At 61.6% G+C, this 20240-nt stretch carries 17 protein-coding genes; 8 read left to right on the top strand and 9 right to left on the bottom strand.

The window, feature by feature from the left end; all coding sequences use genetic code 11:
• The first annotated feature begins 210 nt into the window (after positions 1–210).
• Together WC969_08350 and WC969_08345 are read left to right on the top strand one after the other, a co-directional pair.
• Positions 211–1257: a tetratricopeptide repeat protein gene (locus WC969_08350; GenBank protein MFA6029849.1), complete on the top strand. Its 1047-nt coding sequence runs from the start codon at positions 211–213 to the stop codon at positions 1255–1257.
• Positions 1254–1655, top strand: coding sequence for a rhodanese-like domain-containing protein (locus WC969_08345; GenBank protein MFA6029848.1), 402 nt, complete (start codon positions 1254–1256; stop codon positions 1653–1655). Before WC969_08350 ends, WC969_08345 begins: the two co-directional genes overlap by 4 nt.
• A gap of 130 nt (positions 1656–1785) precedes the next feature.
• On the opposite strand, the gene WC969_08340 is transcribed toward WC969_08345, so the two are convergent.
• The 3 genes from WC969_08340 to WC969_08330 form a co-directional block, all read right to left on the bottom strand.
• Positions 1786–2316 carry an ORF6N domain-containing protein gene (locus tag WC969_08340; protein ID MFA6029847.1) on the bottom strand — a complete coding sequence of 177 codons (531 nt, stop codon included), beginning with the start codon at positions 2314–2316 and terminating at the stop codon, positions 1786–1788.
• Between the two features lie 80 nt (positions 2317–2396).
• Positions 2397–4205 carry a hypothetical protein gene (locus WC969_08335; GenBank protein ID MFA6029846.1) on the bottom strand — a complete coding sequence of 603 codons (1809 nt, stop codon included), beginning with the start codon at positions 4203–4205 and terminating at the stop codon, positions 2397–2399.
• Between the two features lie 21 nt (positions 4206–4226).
• Positions 4227–5240, bottom strand: coding sequence for a hypothetical protein (locus WC969_08330; GenBank protein MFA6029845.1), 1014 nt, complete (start codon positions 5238–5240; stop codon positions 4227–4229).
• A gap of 408 nt (positions 5241–5648) precedes the next feature.
• Here WC969_08330 and WC969_08325 point away from each other — a divergent pair, with 408 nt between their 5' ends.
• Complete coding sequence (locus WC969_08325; GenBank protein MFA6029844.1) at positions 5649–6200, top strand: methyltransferase; 552 nt, start codon at positions 5649–5651, stop codon at positions 6198–6200.
• 32 nt (positions 6201–6232) lie between these two features.
• On the opposite strand, the gene WC969_08320 is transcribed toward WC969_08325, so the two are convergent.
• The 3 genes from WC969_08320 to WC969_08310 are packed head-to-tail and all read right to left on the bottom strand — an operon-like array spanning position 6233 to position 12032.
• A complete protein-coding gene (locus tag WC969_08320; GenBank protein MFA6029843.1) occupies positions 6233–9211 on the bottom strand; it encodes a type I restriction endonuclease subunit R in 2979 nt (992 codons plus the stop codon).
• Entirely contained in the window at positions 9208–10467 is a 1260-nt protein-coding gene (locus tag WC969_08315) for a restriction endonuclease subunit S (protein MFA6029842.1), read from the bottom strand. Before WC969_08315 ends, WC969_08320 begins: the two co-directional genes overlap by 4 nt.
• Positions 10464–12032, bottom strand: a complete 1569-nt coding sequence (locus WC969_08310) for a type I restriction-modification system subunit M (GenBank protein ID MFA6029841.1) — start codon at positions 12030–12032, stop codon at positions 10464–10466. Before WC969_08310 ends, WC969_08315 begins: the two co-directional genes overlap by 4 nt.
• A gap of 208 nt (positions 12033–12240) precedes the next feature.
• Here WC969_08310 and WC969_08305 point away from each other — a divergent pair, with 208 nt between their 5' ends.
• Positions 12241–12858 carry a DUF3800 domain-containing protein gene (locus WC969_08305; protein ID MFA6029840.1) on the top strand — a complete coding sequence of 206 codons (618 nt, stop codon included), beginning with the start codon at positions 12241–12243 and terminating at the stop codon, positions 12856–12858.
• A gap of 427 nt (positions 12859–13285) precedes the next feature.
• Here WC969_08305 and WC969_08300 read toward each other — a convergent pair whose 3' ends face one another.
• Positions 13286–14374 (bottom strand): HNH endonuclease, encoded by a 1089-nt coding sequence (locus WC969_08300; protein MFA6029839.1) that lies wholly within the window; start codon positions 14372–14374, stop codon positions 13286–13288.
• A 105-nt stretch (positions 14375–14479) separates the two neighbouring features.
• On the opposite strand from WC969_08300, the gene WC969_08295 reads away from it, so the two are divergent.
• The 4 genes from WC969_08295 (at position 14480) to WC969_08280 (ending at position 16818) form a co-directional block, all read left to right on the top strand.
• Complete coding sequence (locus WC969_08295; protein ID MFA6029838.1) at positions 14480–15355, top strand: hypothetical protein; 876 nt, start codon at positions 14480–14482, stop codon at positions 15353–15355.
• Complete coding sequence (locus WC969_08290) at positions 15348–15881, top strand: hypothetical protein (GenBank protein MFA6029837.1); 534 nt, start codon at positions 15348–15350, stop codon at positions 15879–15881. Before WC969_08295 ends, WC969_08290 begins: the two co-directional genes overlap by 8 nt.
• Before the next feature lie 464 nt (positions 15882–16345).
• On the top strand, positions 16346–16669 hold the full coding sequence (locus tag WC969_08285; GenBank protein MFA6029836.1) for a hypothetical protein: 324 nt from the start codon (positions 16346–16348) through the stop codon (positions 16667–16669).
• Positions 16666–16818 (top strand): hypothetical protein, encoded by a 153-nt coding sequence (locus WC969_08280; protein MFA6029835.1) that lies wholly within the window; start codon positions 16666–16668, stop codon positions 16816–16818. Before WC969_08285 ends, WC969_08280 begins: the two co-directional genes overlap by 4 nt.
• A gap of 67 nt (positions 16819–16885) precedes the next feature.
• Here the strand turns inward: WC969_08280 and WC969_08275 are convergent, their stop codons facing one another.
• Positions 16886–17554: a type II CAAX endopeptidase family protein gene (locus WC969_08275; protein ID MFA6029834.1), complete on the bottom strand. Its 669-nt coding sequence runs from the start codon at positions 17552–17554 to the stop codon at positions 16886–16888.
• A gap of 308 nt (positions 17555–17862) precedes the next feature.
• Positions 17863–19998 (bottom strand): hypothetical protein, encoded by a 2136-nt coding sequence (locus tag WC969_08270; GenBank protein ID MFA6029833.1) that lies wholly within the window; start codon positions 19996–19998, stop codon positions 17863–17865.
• Between the last annotated feature and the right edge of the window lie 242 nt (positions 19999–20240).

Raw genomic sequence — 20240 nt, 5'->3', positions numbered from 1 at the left:
GCCTCTCGGGTGGGGTCCGCGCCAGCCCCCTTGGGGAGGACCCGAGCGAGCAAACTCCCTCTCTCGCGAGGGCTTCAGCCCCGCGCCGTTGCGCGGGGTGCGACAGATGGTGGGCGGGTGGGTCGAGGCGCCACTTGGAGGTATGCGCCTCGCGTCGCGCATACCTCCAAGTTCCAGACCCCACGCCTCCAATCGTGTTACAATCCGCCCATGCCCACCCTCTTCCGCGCCGCCCTGACCCTCGCCCTCGCCCTCCCCTGCGCCGCCCAGCAGCGAGCGCCCAGCAAGGCCTCGCTCAACAGCTCGCTTTGTTCGGCCGTCGGGAACTGCAACGCGGCGAAGACCCGCGCGCTCCTCGCCCAGGGCGCGGACCCCAACAACGGGGAGTGCGGCGGCTTCTGGGCGAGCTGGTACGGCAACGTCGACCAAGCCCTCCGGCGCGCGAACTGCCCGATCGCGGAGACCCTCGAGGCCCTGCTGGACGCCGGTTTCGACCCCTATAGCGGCTACGTGCTGAGGGGGGCGCTGACGGGTTCCGCGGCGGACGTCGACAACCGCAAGGTGCTCGAGCTCTTCATCGATCACGGTCTCGATGTGACCCGCACCTTCGGCTACGGGGAGAAGATCTGGAGCGCCGAGCGATGGGCCAAGCAGGGGGGACACGCCTCGACCATGGAGCTCATCGAGCGGGCCGGCAAGGTCCCGCCCGAGCTTCGCAAGGCCCGCTGGCAGCGCAAGCGCGCCCAGCGAGAGGCCGAGGCCGCCGTCGCCGCCCGCCTGCCCGCCATCGAGGCCGCGCTCAAGGCCGCCGACGAGGCCAAGGCCGCCGGCAAGAGCGACGAGGTCCTGAAGCAGTACTCCGTCGCGCTCGCCACCTGTCCGCTCGGCACGGGGAAGGACTACGACCTCAAAGCCGCGCTCATCGCCTACGTCCGGACCCTGCCCGCCGCGCCCGCGCTCTCCGAGGAGGCCCGCAGGCACTTCGACCGCGCCCTCATCTTCCTCAAGAAAGCCCAGGAGTTCCGCGATTACGAGCTTGTCGTCGCGGAGCTCAACGCGTCGATCCTGCTCGCGCCCTGGTGGGCCGACAGCTACTTCAACCTCGGCCTCGCGCTCGGCAAGACCGGTGACTACGCCGGCGCCATCGCGAGCCTCAAGCTCTACCTCGCCGCCGCGCTCGACTCGCCCGACGCCGAGACCGTGCGCAAGAAGATCCTCGAGTTCGAAGTCGAGCAAGAGCTGGCGGAGAGACGATGAACGCCAAGCTCAACATCCTCGCCGTCGTCCTCCTCCTCGCCGCCACCGCCTTCATCTTCCTCCGCCAGAGCGGCGGCTTCAAGGAAGTCGACCCCGCCGCGGCCATGAAGCTCATCGAGACCCCCGGCGCGCTCATCCTCGACGTGCGCAACCCCGGCGAGTTCGCCGATGGCTACATCCAGGGCGCCAAGCTCATCCCCCTGCCCGAGCTCGAGAACCGCCTCGGCCAGCTCGGCGACAAGAAGGACGCGCCGCTCCTCGTCTACTGCGCCTCCGGCGGCCGCTCCGCCAGCGCGAGCATGCTGCTCCAGCGCTCCGGCTGGACGAACGTCTCCAACCTCAGAGGCGGCCTCCGCGCCTGGTCCGATGCAGGGTATCCCGTAGTAAAAGCGAAGTAGTCGGAGTCGGGACCGCTGCGGCTACCGGGTTGCGTCACTGGTGGGCGGGGGGGTGGTGGAGCTGGGCAGCAGGTTCAGCTCTATTGGCCTTCAACCTGAGCTGAACCTGCTGCCGCCAGACCCCACACCATCAATTCGGCTTGAAGCCTATCTTCGGCGCAGCCTTCCTGGGCTCCGCCATGAGCCGCTTGATGACGGCGAAGATCTCCATGATGCGCGCGTCGTGCCCGACGACCTTGCGCTCGAGCTCGCGCAGCTGCGCGGCCAATTCCTTGTGGAGCGAGAGAATGTCGCGCAGACGCACGAAAGCCCTCATGATGGAGACATTGACCAAGACTGCCCGCTCGCTGCGAAGCACGCTGGAGAGCATGGCGACGCCTTGCTCGGTGAAGGCGTAGGGGGGACGCCGTCGTCCACCCCAGCCGCCGCTAGACTTGGAACTTGACCCGCCAAATTGGCGGGTCAAGTTCAGGGTTTCAGCGGCCCTCAATTGAAATGAGAAGTCCTCCGGGAAGCGCTGAGGGTTGCGCTGCACGGCCCGGGTCAGATTCCATGTGCTGACACCATAGAGTTCGGCCAGGTCATAGTCCAACATGACCTTCTGCCCGCGGATGAGATAGATCTTCTGCCCGAGCTCGACGGCTTCGATATCCTTGTTCATGGCGCCCCCCTCACCATGGATTACGGGTCGTGGGCGCTGGAAGTTCCATGCGCAGGCACGGGATATGCCACGCGCCTTGATTAGGTCTTCAGCTTGAGCAGCAGGCTCAGCACGCCGAAGGCGAGCAGGGCGCCGCCGAAGCCCAGCGCGACGCGCAGGAGCCGCGAACCCCAGAGCGAGCGCTCGGGGGGAGGGCCCTTCTCGAGCTCGGCGGCCCTGGCGAAATCCTCCTTCATCCCGTTGAGGTCGCCCAGCTCGCGGCGCGCGAGCGCGCGCTGCTTGTACGCCTCCGCCCGGTTCGGGTCGAGCCGGATGGCCGCGGAGGCGTCCTCCTCCGCCTGCTTCCACTCCTTGAGCTGGAGATGCGCGAGCGAGCGGGTGAGCAGGGCCTCGGTGGCCAGCGGCTGGAGCCACAGCGCCCGCGTCGAGTCCTTCACCGCCAGGTCGAAGCGTCCGTCGAGCCGGTGGGCGGCGGCGCGCACGATGTAGGCGAGGTAGTTCTTCTGGTCGGCCTGCAGGGCGAGGTCGGCGAGCTTGAGCGCGGCCGAGGCGTCGCCCACGGCGAGCTTCGCCTGGGCCCGTCGCGTGAACGCGATCGAGTCCGCCCCGATCCCTCCGGTGTAGGCGGGCAGCGCGGGCAGGTCGGTCGCGCTCGCGTCCGCCGGGGCTCCCCGGCCCGGCGTGGCGTTCGCGCGCTCCTGCACGGCCCGCGCCCGCTCCGAGCCCGGGTTCATCTTGAGCGCGGAAGCGGCGTCCTTCTGCGCCTCGCCCGTCTCCTCGCGGCCGATCTGCGCCCAGGCGCGCTGGACGAGCGCCTCGAGCGAGGCGTCGAGCTCCTTCTCGAGCGCGGCGGTCTCGTCCTTGACCGCCTCCTCGTGTTTGCCCATCGCCTCGTTCGCCTTGCCGCGCAGGACGTAGGGCCCCGCTCCCGGCGCGCCGTTCTCGATGGCCATGCCCGCCGCGCTCGCCGCGCCCGCGTAGTCCTTCATGCCCAGGCGCGTGAGCGCGTCGTTGAGGAAGAAGGCCGCCTTCTCGGGGGCGCTGCGTCCGATGGGCGGTCCCGGGTCGCGGGCGGGGACCGCTTCGCGGGGAGGCGGGGCCGCCGGTCCGCGCTCCGGCGACGGCTTCGCGCCTGGCGGCCGTCCCCGCTCCGCCGCGCCGCCGGGCAGCGCGCCCGGCTCCCGCGTCCGGCCGAAGTCCGGGGCTTTGATGTTCCCAACGCCCTTGGCGACGCCCCGGGGGTCGAGCAGGTTCGCCAGCGCGAGGGCCGTCTTGTCCTTCGGGTCGGCCCCGAGGGCCCGCTTCGCGTCGGCGAGCGCGCCCGCTTTGTCGCCGGCCGCGTTCTTCGCCAGCGCGCTCAGCGAGAGCGCCTTCGCGTCGTTCGGGTCGGACTTGAGCGCCGCGTTCGCGTGCTTGGCCGCGGCCGCGTTGTCGCCTTCGGCCAGCGCCTTCTGGGCGGCCAGCTTGTTGGCCTGAGGGTTGTTAGGGTCGAGCGCCAGGGCGCGCTGGATGTAGGGTGCCGCGGACTGCGGGTCCTGGGAGTGCGCCGCCTCCTGGGCCGCCGTCACCTGCGCTTCGACCGAGTCCGGGAAGAGCGTCGCGACTTTCGCCGCCTCGCCGGGATGCGCGGGCGGCTTGCCCGGGGGCGTCTCGCCGCCGCCGTCCTCCTCGCCCGCGCGGGCCTTGAGTTCGGCCAGGCAGTCCTTCACCCGGGCGAGCCGGCTCTCGCGCTCCGCTTTCGGCATGTCCCGGTTCTGGCTGATGAGGTCGGCGTTCTCGTTGAGCAGGTCGTGGAGCTGATCGTCCGAGTAACCGTCGAGCCCGCCCGCACCGCGCGTGAGCGGAGGGAGCAGGAGCATGAGGAACGCGAGCGTCAGTCGGAGCGTCACGCCCGCCCGCCCGCGTTCATGCTAGGAGCCTTCGGGGGGGACGATGCGCGCGTGCTGGTCGGCGACCTTCTTCCAGCGCCGCTGCTCCTGCGCGACGCGCTTGCCGTGCGGATCGGAGGGCAGGAAGATGGAGCCCACGATGGTCCACGGGTCGGCGTCGCCGCCGAGCTTGCGCTTCTCGACCTCGTACTCGGCGATCCACCAGAGGATGCTCGCGCGCGGGTTCATCATGTCCGAGCGCTTGGGCTCGCGGCCGAGCAGCGCGCGCACCGCCTCCGGATGGTCACGGCAGAAGCCCCAGTTCGCGTCAGTGAGGCCCTCGGCCGTCATGTCGCCGACCGTGAGCTTCATCCACGGCTTGAGGCTCGACGCATAGTCCCAGTTGGCCAGCGCGAGCCGCCAGGGGATGCCGTGTTCGTGGAGGTTCTTGGCCGCGAACGCGCTGAGCTCCGGGTCCGCCGTCTTCGGGTTGCGCGCCGTCCAGATCTTGTGCATGTCGCGCGCGGCCGCCGCCCACGCCGGCGCCGCGCCGGGCAGGACCTCGTCCTTCCTCTCCGGAGAGAGCGCCTTGCCCATCGCGTTCATCCTCTCGCCGATGGCCTTCGACTTCTCAGGGCCCAGCGGGCCGGCCGCGGCGGACGCGCCGGCGCCCGCGGCTCCGTCCTTCCCGGCGGGGGCCGACGGCGGGGGGAAGTACTTCGCGTACGCGCTCTTGAGGCCCTTCACCGGCAGGAGCTCGGCGAGCGCGTCGAACGCCTTCTCGCGCTCGGCCGCGCCCTTCTCTTCGGGGGGATCCTTCAGGGAGGCGATGAAGCCGCTCACCTTCTTGAGTGCCGCCGCCTGCTCGCTCAGGTCCCGGGTCTTGGCCAGCGCCTTGACCGCTTCGAGGGTGCGCGCGCAGTCCTTGCGCCCCTCCGGGATCGAGCCCACTTTCATGCAGGCGATCAGCGCGGTGCGCACCTTCGCCTGGGTCTGGATGTTCTTCGCTTCATCGGCCGTCGGTCCCTGCGCCGAGGCCGCTACCGCTAGCGCCAAAACGAGGTTTATCGCTCCCATAAATTGAATTATTGACCCGAAAATCCGCCCTGTCAACGGCCCCCCCAGCTGTTATCCCCTCTGGGAGCCGCAACCTCAGCCGCCGCCGGTTCCCGTAACTATAAGTCTGCGGCGGCATGGCCCGCCGCACCTTAGCGGAGGGTGACAGCCATCCTGGGCCGCGAACCGCGGCCCGAAGGCGCCAGAGGGGGGAACCCCCCATGGCGAGCACCCGAGCGAGCAAACTCCCTCACTCGCGAGGGCTTCCGCCCCGCGCCGTTGCGCGGGGTGCGACAGAGGGTGGGTGGGCCCGGGTATTCCGGAGGCTGGTTCGTCACTATTAGTGTTCGACCTGTGACGAACCGGCCGACCGATACCCCACACCATCACGAGTGCTACAATCCGCCCATGCCCCTGATTCTTCGTTGGTTGTTAGCCATCCTCATCCTCCCCTTCAACGTCCTCGTCCTGGTCCCCGGCCTCCTCCTCTTCTCACCCCTCTCCCGCCACGTCGGGAGAGGGGTGGGGGGTGAGGGGCTCGACGGCCTCGCTACCAGTTTCTGGTCGTACAGCTTCGCGAGGCCGGGCGAGCCGCGCTTCTTCCTTGCGGCACTCATCGCCCTCCTCGGCATGGCGCTCTCCGCCTGGACCGTCGGGCTCTTCGTGAAGTTTGGGGAAGGGACGGCGGCGCCGTGGGATCCGCCGAAGAAGTTTGTGGTGAGAGGGCCTTATCGGTACGTCAGGAATCCGATGATCATCAGCGTGTTTGTGGTGCAGTTGGCGGAGGCGATTTTTGCGGGGTCGTGGGTGGTGGGTGGGTGGATGGTGACATTCATCGTGATGAACCTTTTCTACATCCCGCTCATAGAAGAAAAGGGACTCGAAGCGCGCTTTGGCGATGATTATCGAGCCTTTAAGGGTGCGGTGCCACGATGGATTCCGAAGGGGGGCTGGAGTTGAGGTTTCCCGGCGAGCTGCCCCTTATTAGGTCTTTACGTGCCGAGACCGAAGTAACGTGTAAAGAAGACGAGCAGGCGGTTTAGAACCGCTCGTTTCTTGGTCGCGTGGGCGTCGTCAGGTGAGAAGCGGGAAGCGGGTGGAAGGATTTTTGTGATGGCGACGCCCGTCGTCGGGATGGCGCCGTCGCGAAAGGCATCCTCGATGAAGGCTTTCGTTTTCTTTGCGTCCAGGCCTTCCTCAGAGATGATGCGCGCAAGTTCCATCTCCCTTTTGGCGGCGATAAATGCGGTCCAGGCATTGCCCATGGCCTTGGCCGTGGTGACGGAGTCCACGAACTGCTCGATGAGGTCCTTCTTATCGCGCAGGGAGGGGCTTGAGTCAACGGAGCGCCCGATGCTGGCGCGGATTTCTGCCTTAGCGTCTTCTCCCTTCGCCTTCAGGTACTTCTCGACGAGCATTAGGATGTAATCGACGTTAACTTCGACTTGCTTGACGAGCTCGAGTTCGAAGACAAGGTCGTCATTGATGGGTTCCTTGTCGGCTTGGGCCGCGCCGCGCAGCTCCGCGTGTATGTTCAAGTAGAGGCTCTGGTAGTCCTGTAAATCGCGTTCGGAAAGCGTAGCGTCGCCCGCGAACTCGTCGAAGGCCACGAGGATATTGCGCACGCGAAGGATTTTGCCGAAGAGCTTGACGAAGTCCTTCTTGGCAGTTTCGCCGGGAATGGCTTGGCCGACGGGGAAGCTTTGGGCGAGCTCGGCGATGAGCTTCGCGTATTCAGCGTGATACTCGGCGTAGGGCTTAAGAAGAATGATGCCCGTGGCGTCCTTGTTGCCAAACAAGGCCAAGGCGTCGTTGGTTGACTGCTCCAAATCGCGGAAGGTGACGATGTTACCGTAGGTTTTGACGGAGTTTAAGATTCGATTGGTGCGCGAGTAGGCTTGGATCAACCCGTGCGCGCGTAGGTTCTTATCCGCCCAAAGGGTGTTGAGCGTGGTGGCGTCAAAGCCTGTCAGGAACATGTTGACCACGATGACAATGTCCAGATCGCGGTTTTTAAGCCGCTGGGAGAGATCCTTGTAGTAGTTCTGGAACCTTTCGGCGGTGTCGAAGTTCGTGCTAAACAGTGCGTTGTAATCCTTGATTGCGTCGTCCAAGAAATCGCGGGAACTTTTGTCCAAGCCGGCAGTTTCGAATTCTTCTTCGCCCAGCAGGCCGTCGGGGGTCTCCTCGTTGGCGGCGAAACTGTAGATTAGGCCCACCTTGAGTCGCCGGCCCTTGGGGCACGCCTCTTGCTGCTTCTTGAACTCGGCGTAGTAGCGCTTTGCGGCCTCGATGGACGCGGTGGCAAACAAAGAGTTGAACCCACGCTTGGTCTTCTGCTCGAAATGCTCGCGGATGTAGGCCACAACCTGCTCCACGCGTTTGGGCGAGATCAGGGCCGTCTCCGTGTCTATCGCCGGGACCCTCTTGGCCTTGATGACTGGGGCGGCCTTGATGGTGTTGATGAAATCAATGCGGAAGGGTAGGACATTCTTGTCGTTGATGGCGTCGACGATGGTGTAGGTGTGCAGACCGTCGCCGAAGGCCTGCTGGGTGGTGCGCAGGCGCTGGCTGCCCCCTGAACGGGCGTTCTCGGCAAAGATGGGCGTGCCGGTGAACCCGAAGAGGTGGTAGCGCTTGAAGACCTTGGTGATCTCGGCGTGCATGTCGCCGAATTGGCTTCGGTGGCACTCGTCAAAGATGATGACTATGTGCTCGTCGTAAACCGGGTGTTTCTTATATCCGGAGACGAAGCGGCTGAGTTTCTGGATCGTGGTGATAATGATCCGGGCGTTCGGGTCCCCAAGCTGACGCTGTAAGACAGCCGTCGAGGCGTTGGAGTCGGCCGCGCCCTTCTCGAAACGGTCGTACTCCTTCATGGTCTGGTAGTCCAGGTCCTTGCGGTCCACCACGAAGAGCACCTTGTCGAGGCCCTCCAGGCGGCTGGCAAGACGCGCCGTCTTGAAGCTCGTCAAGGTCTTGCCCGAGCCCGTGGTATGCCACACATAGCCGCCCGCGTCCGTCGTGCCGAGCTTCTTGTGATTTGTGGAGATGGCGATGCGTTGTAAAATGCGCTCGGTGGCGGCGATCTGGTAGGGGCGCATGACCAGGAGCTTGCGCTCAGAGTCGAAGACGCAATACCTGGTCAGGATATTGAGCAGGGCGTGCTTGGCGAAGAAGGTCTTGGTGAAGTGGGGCAACTCCGTTATCGGCTTGTTACGCGCGTCGGCCCACCAACTCGTGAAGGCGAAGCTGTTTGAGGTCTTTTTGCGAAAACGCGAGCGGCGCAGTTCTGCCAGGTGGCCGTCGCGCACGGTGTTGCTGTAATACTTGGTGAGCGTTCCATTGCTGATGACGAAGAGTTGGACATACTCGAAGAGGCCGGAGCCCGACCAGAAGCTGTCGCGCTGGTAGCGGTCTATCTGATTGAAGGCTTCTCGGATATCTACGCCCCTCCTCTTGAGCTCGACATGGACCAGCGGCAGGCCGTTGACCAAGATGGTTGCGTCGTAGCGGTTCTTGCGCTTGCCTTCCGCCCCGTACTGGTTGATGACTTGGAGGCGGTTTTCGTGGATGCGTTCCTTGTTGAGTAGGTAGATGTTTTTGACGCTGCTGTCGTCGCGCTTCAGGATTTGGACGTGGTCTTCCTGGATACGCGCGGTCTTCTCGATGATGCCGTCGTTGGCCCCGGCGATCTTTTCCTTGAAGAAACGTTCCCATTCATTGCTGGTGAACTTGATGTCGTTGAGCTCCTCAAGCTGTTCACGCAGGTTGGCGATCAGATCGTTCTCGCTCTTGATGGGTAAGTATTCGTAGCCTTGAGCCGCAAGGCGTTCAATAAAATCCTCTTCCAAGGCGGCCTCGCCTTGGTAAGCCTTCTCGCGGACCTGGGATTCGGGGATGAATTCAGCGACGACGGTGCTCTCATCGGAAAGCGCGATGGGGCTGTAGCGGGGAGCTCGTTCGCTCACGCGGCAGCCTCGAAGGTTAGCAGGCGGTCGCGGTAATGCTCGTACTGCTTGCGTCGCGTAGCGATCTCGGCGTGCAGACCATGGGCCAGGTCATTGGTGAGCGCGTCGAACTTGTCGAGGATGGCCACGATGCGAGCTTGCTCGGCAAGGGGTGGAACGGGGATGTGAATCTTCTGTAGCCCCTCGCTAGAGATGCGAATCATTTTCGCGCCCGCAGCAAATTTGACCTTTTGCTTACTGAAAGAAGTTGACTGGAAAAAATAAGCCATATACTTTGGGTTCAGCGAATGGCTGAAGATATAGCAATCATCGTGAACAGCGACATCATTCTTGCCTAGCCAGGCGACCGCCTTGCCGATGTCCGTGGTGTTTTCCCCTGTTCCGGCAATCACTAAATCACCTGTCTTAGCCATACGAAGAGTTGGTCCTAATTCGGAGCGCACAAATGATTTGGTTCGCTGGGCAGACAAGCCGTAATGAGTGTAAATCTCTCCGTAATGGATGCATCCAATTCCTGACTCGACGAAATCCTTGTTCGTGAATCGTCGCCCTCGCCTGAATTCTCCAACCTCACCCAGCGTCGCCCATCTTACGGTCTCTCTCTCTCTCTCTCTCTCTCTCATAGCGTCGAAGGTCAAGAGAGAATCGCGGTAGTGTCTGTACTGCTGCCGTCTCGCTTCCAGCTCCGCTTCCAGCTCCGCTTCCAGCTCCGCTTCCAGCTCCGTAAAGATATTAAGAGCTCTCACGATTTCATGCTGGATCTCAAGGGGAGGGACGGGGACGCGATAGACGCGAATCATTTGCAGGTTCAAACCGCCGCGTGCGCCAGCGCCAGACGACACGCTGCGCAGTTGCTGGTACTGGGTCTGCAGGTAATGGTAAAGGAAATCGCTGCTCATTGAGTCGCTGCAGATAATTGAGCATAGCGATTGATTTGTGCAGAGCGCGAGGCGAGTTCTGGCGACCATCCCCCGAGTCTTGCCTTGCCCCGCCAGGGCGATGACGACAGCATTGGGGGGCACCATCTTTGTGCTGCAGGAGTCGTAGGCGGCCTGAGTTATTTTCTTGTCGGTGTCATAAACTGTTCCCTTGTTGACTTCACCCGAGCTCATCCAGGGGATAGTTCCGTTTTCCCAGTAGGTAAGCACTCCAGATGCCGGTGTCGCACCGGCGAAACACTCCGCAATCTCTCCGATGGCCTTGAATTTCATGCCCTTCGGGCAGAGCTTGGCGATGAGCTTGCCGATGTGGCTCACACTCGACCGCCTTCTAAATCGGCGACAATGGCGTCTATTTGTGTGCGGAGCTCGGTCTGGCGCTTTACGATGTGCACAATGCTGGCATTCAACGCCTTGATGTCAACGGCTTCGCGCGTGTCCTTCTGCTCGACGTATGAAGAGACAGAGATATTGTAGTCGTTCTCCTCGATGGCCTTGTTGTTTACCAGCTTGGCGAAGTGGGCGGCATTCTTGCGCGAGATAAAGGCGTCCAGGATCTTCTCGCGGTTCTTGTCGGTCAGCTTATTCTTGTTGCCGACGCGGATGAGCTCGGCGGAGGCGTCGATGAAAAGAATTTTGCTGTCGCGCTTGGATTTCTTGAGCACGATGACGCAGGTGGCGATAGTGGTGCCGAAGAAGAGGTCGGGCGGGAGCTGGATAACGGCGTCGATGTAGTTGTTGTCGATGAGGTATTGCCGGATTTTCTGCTCCGCGCCGCCGCGATAGAGTACGCCCGGGAACTCGACGATGGCCGCCGTGCCATCCGTGGCGAGCCAGCTCAAGATGTGCATGGTGAAGGCAAGGTCGGCCCTGCTCTTGGGCGCCAGCACGCCGGCGGGGGCGAAGCGCGAGTCGTTGATGAGGATTGGGTTGGAGTCGCCGGCCCACTTGATTGAATATGGGGGGTTTGAAACGATGGCCTCGAAAGGCTCGTCGTCCATGTGCGCAGGATCGGTCAGCGTGTCGCCGTGGGCGATGTCGAACTTCTCGTAGCCGATGTCGTGCAGGAACATGTTGATGCGGCAGAGGTTGTAGGTGGTGAGGTTGACTTCCTGGCCGAAGAAGCCCTGGCGGACCTTGCCTGGCCCCAGCACCTTGGAGAATTTCAGCAGAAGCGAGCCTGAGCCGCAGGCTGGGTCGTAGACCTTGTTGACCGAGGTCTTGCCGGCAACGGTGATGCGGGCCAGAAGTTCCGAGACCTCCTGCGGGGTGTAGAACTCGCCGCCGGACTTGCCGGCGGTGGAAGCATACATCTGCATGAGGTATTCGTAGGCATCGCCGAACAGGTCGATGCTGGCGCCTGAGACGGAGCCCAGCGGCAGGTCGCCGATGGCATCTAGAAGCTTGACCAGCTTCTCGTTGCGCTTGGCCACCGTGTGGCCGAGCTTGGCGCTGTTGACGTCCAGGTCGTCAAAGAGACCTTTGAGGTCGTCCTCGCTGTCGGTGCCTTGCGCCGAACCTTCGATGGCCTTGAAGATCTTGGAGAGCGTCTCATTGAGGTTTGCGTCTTGGCGGGCGCGCTTGCGCACGTTGGCGAAAAGCTGGGAAGGAAAGATGTAGAAGCCTTTCTCGGCGATGGTCGCCTCGCGGCCGCGCTTGGCGTCTTTGTCGCTTAAGGCGACATAATCGAAGTTCCTGTGGCCGGCCTTACGCTCCTGCTCGTTGAGGTAACCGGCCAGGTTCTCCGAAATGAAACGGTAGAACAGTATGCCGAGCACATAGGTCTTGAAGTCCCAGCCGTCCACGCTGCCGCGCAGGTCGTTGGCGATGCGCCAGATGGTCTTATGGAGCTCGGCCCGCTCGATCTCTTTTGCTTCGGCCATGCATGGATATTAAGTAATTTGGACGTGCCCGGGGAGACTGACAGCGAGGATCTTCTCTAAGGTCTCTTCCGGCACGGGGCCCGGGGTCAACTTACTGGGCTCAGTGGAATAGTCGGCCTGCTGGATTAAAGAGCAACGCCATCCGAGTGCAGTCGCGGAGAGGGCGTGGGATTTAAGAGCCCGAGCGGGACTTTGGTAGAATGATGCTGTGCTTGTGTTTATTGACGAGAGTGGCGATACCGGCCTGAAAATGGCCGAGGGCTCTAGTGAGTTCTTTGTTGTCGCTCTCGTCATATTTGAGGATTACGAAAAAGCAAACGCTTGTGATCAGAGAATCGGGCTACTGAAGGAGGAACTGGGACTACACCCAAAGGATGAGTTCAAGTTCAGCAAACTCTCCAGGGACAAAAGGGAAGCTTTTTTCAGAGCAGTAGTCCCATACCCGTTCTGCTATTTCGGGATCACGATACAGAAGAAAAAACTTCGCGGGGAAGGGTTCAAGTTTAAGGAGTCGTTTTATAAGTGCGTATGTAAGTATGTTTTTCAGAACGCTGGAACTCACTTGAGAGATGCAATCGTTGTCATCGATGGCAGTGGGTCACGTGAATTCAAGAGACAGCTTGGCAACTATCTCAGACGAAATACCGACGATGGGGCGATTAGAAACGTGAAGATGCAGTCATCGCACAACAACTATCTGATTCAATTGGCGGACATGGTTGTTGGTGCAATCCATAGGAGTTTTGCTAACAACAAACCAGACAAGGAAGTCTACCGGGACCTGATTCGGCGGAAGGAAAAGAATGTCCAACTCTGGCCAAAATGATGCCACCACCCCTATCCTTGCGGAACGCCGCATTGGCTTGCGACAGTTCGGGGTGGTGGCGCTTCCATCCCTAGGATAGATTAGTTATTGTCAACTCGCAAGGGTCTTTCGGTCAAGTTGACAGAAATTCTTCACACCCAGACCCAATCTGCGCAATATAACGCACTTCTAGCTGTCGACCGCGGTTGTCGACATGACTCGTCGACGAGAATCAGGCGTCGGTCGACTAGACCATTTTTGTCAACTCTGCCCCGAAACGGGCTCCCTATGGCACCCGCGGCGCGCGTCGACCAGGGAGTTCCTCTCAACTCGACCCCGGGACCAGCTTAGCCTGACGGTGCCTGGCACTTAACTAATTGAACTAACTTGAAACGAGAGCCCCTGCCATGCATGGCGGGGGCTTCTTCTTTGTGGATCGGGGAGGGTGCTACTGCGCGCGTCGAAGAAAAATGGCGTCTCGGTGGAATTCGAGACGCCGTTGCTGGATGTGAGTGAAGGGCTTCACAATCACCGAATTTTCATCTCGAACTCCCATCTTTGCGAGTGACTCACGGTCGGCGATGGGGGAAATGAGTAGCGCGCCGGTGTCCTTAAAGCTGATGTGCCCCTTATCGAAGAGATGGTCGATGGAAGGTGTAAGGAGCAGGCCGTTCTCCCCATCGAGGCGTTCCTGATTGTCACTGTGGCGCCAGGGCTTAATGTGGCTGCCGATAAGATGGTTGAGGTTCCGGACTCCAGTAATCCGGCAAGAATCCTCGATCGCCTGAACATTCGCCTTAAAGATCCCCTGTCCAACACGAGCCGTAACTAGAGCCTTCTTCTCGGTTGCCTTCAGCTTTGCATCGTGTTGGATCTCGTCTTGGAGATGGTCTTCCCATTCTTTGACTGGCGCCTGCTTGGGAATGGTCGGGAGTGCGTTTCGCGCGAGTTCCGCGGCTGTGCCTAGCAATATCATCTGTGCCTCTTCCCCGATGAGGCCCCCGAGGACTTCAGCAAGTTGCCGTGATATAGAAAAAAGGTAACTCATGTTGCCACGGCCACTTTGCTGTAACGGGGAGTTCTTTGGGGGAAGAAGAGGGGCAAGAAGGCTGATGTGCTCGCGGGGGCATACTCGATTGCGAAGCTCAATGAACTTAACATCGATTCGCCAACCATGCTGATCCCATCGATGTCCTTTGAGGGGGAAATCTTCGGGCATTATGCAGTCGTAGGCCGGAGATATCGCGATTCCGACGGCTGCAATCTTGCTGTGGCAGAAAGAGAAAATTACGTCGCCAGGGGAGACTTCGCGCATGTTGTCATAGAACACGTAGCGGGTCCCATCTGTGCGACGTTTAGGCGCCCACATGAGGCCGCCGCCAACTTCTTGGCGGTACGTTTTGTTTTGGCTGACCCACCAATATCGCATAGAGGTTCGCTCAGGCAGAGTATACGGCAGCGAGCGGTGCTTCGCTAGAGGCAAGGGCGTGTGTTCGTAACATGACGCGCTGTACTGGACCTTAAGAAGATTCAGCATCAACGATGCTCAATATAACACCTTGTTATGGACTGGAGGGTGCTGATACTTTATGCTGGCTCAACATGCTTTCGAGGGATTCATATCCCATCATGTAGAGGTCAGATGAGAAACACCACTAGAAATATTCAGTTATTTGCACTCCACATTAGACTTCCCCAGGGGAAAACAGATTACCAGGAAACAATAGCGGCTGTCGGTTCCATGTCAGCGCAGAGCCGAATCATTGATGTTGGAAAGAATAGGTTGTTGGGGATATCAGAATTTGTAATGCAAGGGCAGAAAGCGCGCATTATTGCACATGAGGGTGAGCCAGGCGAATTCCCATTGATTTTCAATACACTCACTGCTCGAGATCGGGTCGGCAGATTAAAAGAGGAGGAGGTTCTTGCTCATAAGACGCACTGCATATTCGATGCCGCAAAGCGCCTCGCAGTCATTGAATACAATCACAAGGGAGCAAAGGCGGAGCGGATCGGGGAAGCACTTGAACAGCTTCTGCGCCGGATCGAAAAATATCGAGGTGTGACCGTAGAGCTGAATCCCCAGGCTGATGAGAGTTTTCTTGCCGCCATCGAGCGGTTTGAGCGCGTTAGAATGGCGAGTCTCAAGATTGCGCGGCCCAACCTCGACTGGAATGATCATTTCAACAATCTTACGGCGATCGGAGCGGACTCAGAAGGGGAAAAAATTGAGGTGGTTGTTTCTGCCGCACGTTCAGCCTCTCTCTCGAAAACAGCGGGCGTTATTCAGTACATAAAGGATCTAGCCCGAGAGGGATTGAGTGTCCTGAAAGGTGCTCGTGTGTATGGGGTTCGAGAGGGGGAGGCATCTGCTACAACAATATCTTTGGGAAATTTTATAAGGCATCAGCGGGTATATGTGCGACTTGGGGCGGGGCATCAAGTAGACCGCGGAGATATTTTTTCGAAGATGGAGGAATTCCTGGACACGCATCAGGCGCGAGGGAGCGATGCTTAAGAGTCTCTGGCAGTACTTTAAAATTGATGTCTGGCGGCATATTCGATCGATAATTTTCTCTGTCGAGATTCTTGTGAGCATATTAGGTGGCATTGGGGTTCGTTGTGCGTCTCATCTCGGGCTATTGGATTTGGCAAAGCTCGATGCAATGATTTCGGCTCTACTCACCTATGCCACAATTTCATTTGGATTTTGCGTTGCGGCCATATCGATAGTTATTAACATCCCCAATCCAAGATTCGCACGGAAGTTGGCCAATTCGAAACTGAAAGCAAAGAAAGCCGATCTCAATGCTTATAGTGATTTGCTTTTCATCTTTAGTTGGACAGCCATGTGGCATTGGTTGTTGATCGTCCTTGTGTTGATTGTGCAGCTATGGAAACCAGCTGCCTGGAAAGGTTGGCACTTTCTCGTCCTAGGCTTCATAACTATATATGCGCTCTGCTTGTTCCTCATAATGCTCCTCGCAATCACGCAGTTCGGCAGTGCATATATTCAAGATATTCGTGATAATGAAACATCCTGACGATGGCCTGACGGTGTCTGCCTTACGGTGCCTGGCACTTAACTAATTGAACTAACTCGACGCGAGAGCCCCTGCCGAGGAAGGCGGGGGCTTTTGTTTTGGATGAAGGCGCCGGGTTTGGCGGCAGTAGGTTCGGCACTGGGGGAAGGCTGATAGTGCCGAACCTACTGCCAGGCGCCACCGCCCACCCGCCCGCCGCAACGGGGCGCCGCGGCTGCTCAGGGCACAACACTTGATCGCGCTGGTAACGGGAGGGTTGTAGGTTCGAGTCCTATACGGCTTATGGTGCCTGTGATGGTGCCCCCTACCCCTGCCCCTTCGGCGGCACCCCAGCCCTGATAGTGCCGCGATCGCACTCGGTAAGGAAACTAATAGTGCGAACTCGCAGGAAGGGGAGATAAGGGACTGAAATTGGCGTGATCCTTCTATTGAATCCCGGCGCTTCCGGACCAATACTATCTGCCATGGTGCGGTATCTGACGCTGGAGCGGGAATTCGTGCTTAAGTGGCGCGTGGGGATACGGACGGCGGGGCTCATCGCGGGGACGGCGCGGCGCTTTCCGGCGCACATCGAGTACGCCTGCGGCGAGTTCAAGGCGAACGCGCGCGACGTGATGCAGCTCCACCTCATCACGCTCATGGCGGTGGGGGAGGACTTCCTGACCCGCCACGACATCTTCACCCACACGGCCGTGGGGCGAGGATCAAGCTCCTCATCCAGGGGCCCGAGGCGGTGGCGAACGATGCGCTGGCCGAGTTCACGGACCTCTTCACCTGCGGCCCGGTGATGAGGCGCTGCACGCATCTCTCCTGTCCCTCGACGCCGATCCTGCTCGGCTACACGAAGGACGTGATCCAATACGGCTGCTCCTACTGGCACTATTGGGAGATCGAGCGGCATCCGCAGCCGAAGCTGACGGAGTACGTCGTTAATTAGGGCGTCGGGGTGGGGAAACGAAAGGCCCCCTTGCGGGGGCCTCTTGTGTTTGTGGGGGGCGCGGCTTTCACGCCGACTTTATGAGATCGATGAGGATGTTGTGGATCGAGTGGGAAAGGCCCGGCCCGCAGATCGACTTCGTGTGATCGTACACGTGGCAGTAGATGAGGCTGCTGATGAAGACGACGGGCCACACGGACGGTGGATGCGTCAGAGCGAATATGAGGGAACTGAGGATGGCGGCGGTCCTTCGACTGCTGAAGCGCTGAGCGAGGCCGTAGAGCACCCCGCGGTAGAGGAACTCTTCCCAGAACGCCAGCAGGACCGTGGAGATGACCCCGCGGCCAAGGACCGACGGGACGATGGAAAGCCGCGCCAGGGCGACGCCCCCATGCATGGCGAGGACGAAGAGATGGGAAATCCCGAACGAGAAGACACCACAGCCTCCGCCGATCCCAAGGACTTCTCGCCAACTCGTGGGGAGCGCGACCCCCAGCGCTTTCCAGGATCCCTGCAGCTTCTTCGCCCAGAAGCCGAGGGCGATGATGGCGGCGCACCAAAGAACATAGGATGCCGCCGCGCCGCCCAGCAGAACGACGTTGCCGAAACCCTTGAGCCGCCGTACCTGCTCGAGGAGCAGCGCGTAATGCGGAATCAGCGTGATGCCGACGGCGATGACGGCGAATCGAAGGAACTCGCGCCAGGACGGTCGGGGGCTGTCGATCGGGTCCGGCATGGGCGATATCCTATTGATTCTCCTGCTCCTTCTGCCACTCGCCTAACGGTGCCTGGCACTTAACTAATTGAACTAACTCGACGCTGAAGCCCTCGCCACATACGGCGGGGGCTTTTCTATGCCCCCTTCCCCTGCCCCTTCCCGCAGGAAGGGGAGATAAGGAACTGTAGCGAGAGTGATCCTCGATTGCGTGGGGTCTGGAACTTGGAGGTATGCGCGACGCGAGGCGCATACCTCCAAGTGGCAACTCAACCCACCCGCCCGCCGGGTGCGCGTCCCGGTAGCTGTAACGTCTTTCGGAACGGCGACTACTTCACCCGGCTCATCTGCTCTTCGAGGTCCTTGGAGATCTGTTCGTTGACCCAGCCGGACTCGTCGTCGGTGCGCTTGCCGACGGTCTCCTGCAGGGCGGTGAGTTTTGAGAGGACGGGGTGGAAGGCGTTCAGGGCGGAGGAGACGGAAGACTCCGAGCTCAGACTGGAGAAGAGCCCGAAGAGCGGGGGGAGGAAGAAGTCGAGCGCGCCGCCCATGTTCCCGCTGACGGAATCCCGGTCCTTGGAGGGGAGCGAGGGGACCAGGCCTTCGGACTTCATGGTCTCGTCGGCGGCCAGCGCCGAGACGAGGTCGGGCAGGCGCTTGAGCGCGGAGTTGGCCTCCGAGATGTTCGAGGAGGCGGATGAGGCGGCGGAGGCGGCGAGGGCGCGGTACATGAAGCTGTGGTCCTCGTACTCGATGTAGCTCTCGGACCGGCTGCCGCCTTTGCCGTCGCTCACGGTGCGGTACTTGGTCACGGCGACATGGGTGTTCGCCGCGGCGAGGGCGAGGTTCATCTGCTCGCTGTGCAGGTTCGAGAGGGCGTCGTCGAGGGAGCGGCGGATGCCCTCGGCGATGCCGACGACCGGCGCGACCTTTTGTTCATGGAGCGCGTGCAGGCGGTCGTAGCGGTCGCGATGGCTCTTGAAGTCGGCGCGCTCGGAGTAGAGGCGGTCGCTGACCCGCCCGCGCATGTCCTCGTTGGTCCGCGTGAACAGGCCCTTCTCGGCGTCGAGCTCGGTCTTCTGGACGGAGGCGAGGTCCCGGCGTGCCTTGAGCAGGTTCTTCTCGAGCTCCCCGCCGAAGAGAGAGGGGACGACTTTTTCAAAGGCGTCGATGTCCGCTCGGACATGCTCGACGGCGCGCTGGGTCTTCACCGACTCGGCGCTCATGGCCTTGAGCTGGAGCGCGAGCTTCCCTTCGAAGCCGGTCTCGACGGCCGGGCCTTCCTCGGCGGCGAGCCGCTCTTTCCATGTGCCGGGGAGCTCGCCGCCGATGCGCTCGTAGGGGTCCTTGGAGACCATGTTCTCGCCGAGCCGGCCGCGGGCGACGATGAGCCCGTCGTAGGCGACGAGGCGCTCGGCCTTCTTGACCGAGTCCTTCGTCACGGACTCGACCGTGTCGGAGCGGGCGGTCTTGGCTTTGCGGATGCGCTCCTCCATGCGGCCGCGGCGGGCGGAGGCGCCGTCGGCGATGAGGCGCAGCATGGCCGCGTCGCTCGAACGGCGGGCGGAGTCGAGGCGCGCGATGTCCTTCGCGCTTTTGGACTTGGTCCACTCGCGGTTGAGGCGGACGGAGCGGTAGTAGATCGCGCCCAGGGCGGTGAAGCCGGCGGCCAGGATGCCGCCGGCGACGTACTGGGCCGTGACCGGTTCGGGGATGAAGAAGAACGCGGCGGCGGCCGCCGCGAGGGTGACGGTGCCGATGGCGGCGATCTTGAGCCAGGGGGAGACGCCGGACTTGGTCTTAGGCTCAGCGTCGGGGGCCGGCGGCTCCTCCGCGTCCGCCGCGCGCGCCTTGCGCTGCTTGCTCTTGGCCAGGCGCGAGCTCTTGGGCGCGGCCGACCCCGCGGACTCGGCCTGCACGACGAGGTCGGAGTCGGGGCGGGTCTTGGCGTTGTCGTAGGTCGTGCCGAGCTCGGCGGAGGTTTGGGCGGCGCTTTTGCGCGAGCCCTTCCCCTCTTCGAGGGATGCGCCGAGCTTCCGCAGCGATTCTTGAGCTGCAGCCTTCGAAGCGGCCGTCGGCGCGGGCGAGACCTCGGCTGCCGGGAGGGGTTTGAGGCCGGCGGCCTTACGCAGACCGCGGCCCTTGGGCTGGGCGGCGGCTTTCGCCGGGGCGGCGACGGGAGTCGGGACGGCGGTCTTGAGCAGGGCGGGCGAGACGGGGGTCGTCAGGTTCGGGAGCGGAGCGAGCGGCATGGCCGTCGGTCCGTTGAGGTTGAGGTTCGTGGGGACGGTCGCCGCCGCGCCGGCCTGGCCCGAGACTCCGACGACCGCGCTCGCGCCGGCGGCTGCGGCCGCGCTCTCAGCGGCGGCCTGGCAGAAGCCGGGGCCGGGGAGAGCCAGGACGAGGGAGAGGGAAGTGAGGATCGAGAGGGAACGCTTCAGGATGTCGTTCGAGGGGTGATTCATGATCATCCTCCGGTGCTCATTGAGGATAGGCCCGGAACTCTACGCGCGCAAGGGGAAAATCGCCTTACGGTGCCTGAGGTCAGTCGAGTTCTCTTATAGCGACAGGTGTGCGATGCGGCTGCACACCTGTCGCGGGGTTGCCACCCCTCCCACCCGCCGGTTGCGGTGACCGGCGGGAGCGCATTGCCAGCGAAAGTCCTAGTCTCCCGGAGTCCTTCGGGCACTCGGGTTGGGTCGAAAGG

The sequence above is a fragment of the Elusimicrobiota bacterium genome, assembly GCA_041660925.1.
In the GTDB taxonomy this organism is placed as follows: domain Bacteria; phylum Elusimicrobiota; class Elusimicrobia; order UBA1565; family UBA1565; genus JBAZUV01.
The sequence above is the reverse complement of the archived record's forward strand: the minus strand, read 5'-3'. Positions and strand labels throughout refer to the sequence as shown.

What these genes read in the sequence shown, in the direction of transcription:
- WC969_08310 (MFA6029841.1), bottom strand. Translation starts at nt 12,032, where the DNA reads ATGGCCGAAGCAAAAGAGATCGAGCGGGCCGAGCTCCATAAGACCATC.
- WC969_08295 (MFA6029838.1), top strand. Translation starts at nt 14,480, where the DNA reads ATGAGAAACACCACTAGAAATATTCAGTTATTTGCACTCCACATTAGA.
- WC969_08345 (MFA6029848.1), top strand. Translation starts at nt 1,254, where the DNA reads ATGAACGCCAAGCTCAACATCCTCGCCGTCGTCCTCCTCCTCGCCGCC.
- WC969_08340 (MFA6029847.1), bottom strand. Translation starts at nt 2,316, where the DNA reads ATGAACAAGGATATCGAAGCCGTCGAGCTCGGGCAGAAGATCTATCTC.
- WC969_08300 (MFA6029839.1), bottom strand. Translation starts at nt 14,374, where the DNA reads ATGCTGAATCTTCTTAAGGTCCAGTACAGCGCGTCATGTTACGAACAC.
- WC969_08275 (MFA6029834.1), bottom strand. Translation starts at nt 17,554, where the DNA reads ATGCCGGACCCGATCGACAGCCCCCGACCGTCCTGGCGCGAGTTCCTT.
- WC969_08350 (MFA6029849.1), top strand. Translation starts at nt 211, where the DNA reads ATGCCCACCCTCTTCCGCGCCGCCCTGACCCTCGCCCTCGCCCTCCCC.
- WC969_08290 (MFA6029837.1), top strand. Translation starts at nt 15,348, where the DNA reads ATGCTTAAGAGTCTCTGGCAGTACTTTAAAATTGATGTCTGGCGGCAT.
- WC969_08270 (MFA6029833.1), bottom strand. Translation starts at nt 19,998, where the DNA reads ATGAATCACCCCTCGAACGACATCCTGAAGCGTTCCCTCTCGATCCTC.
- WC969_08325 (MFA6029844.1), top strand. Translation starts at nt 5,649, where the DNA reads ATGCCCCTGATTCTTCGTTGGTTGTTAGCCATCCTCATCCTCCCCTTC.
- WC969_08285 (MFA6029836.1), top strand. Translation starts at nt 16,346, where the DNA reads ATGGTGCGGTATCTGACGCTGGAGCGGGAATTCGTGCTTAAGTGGCGC.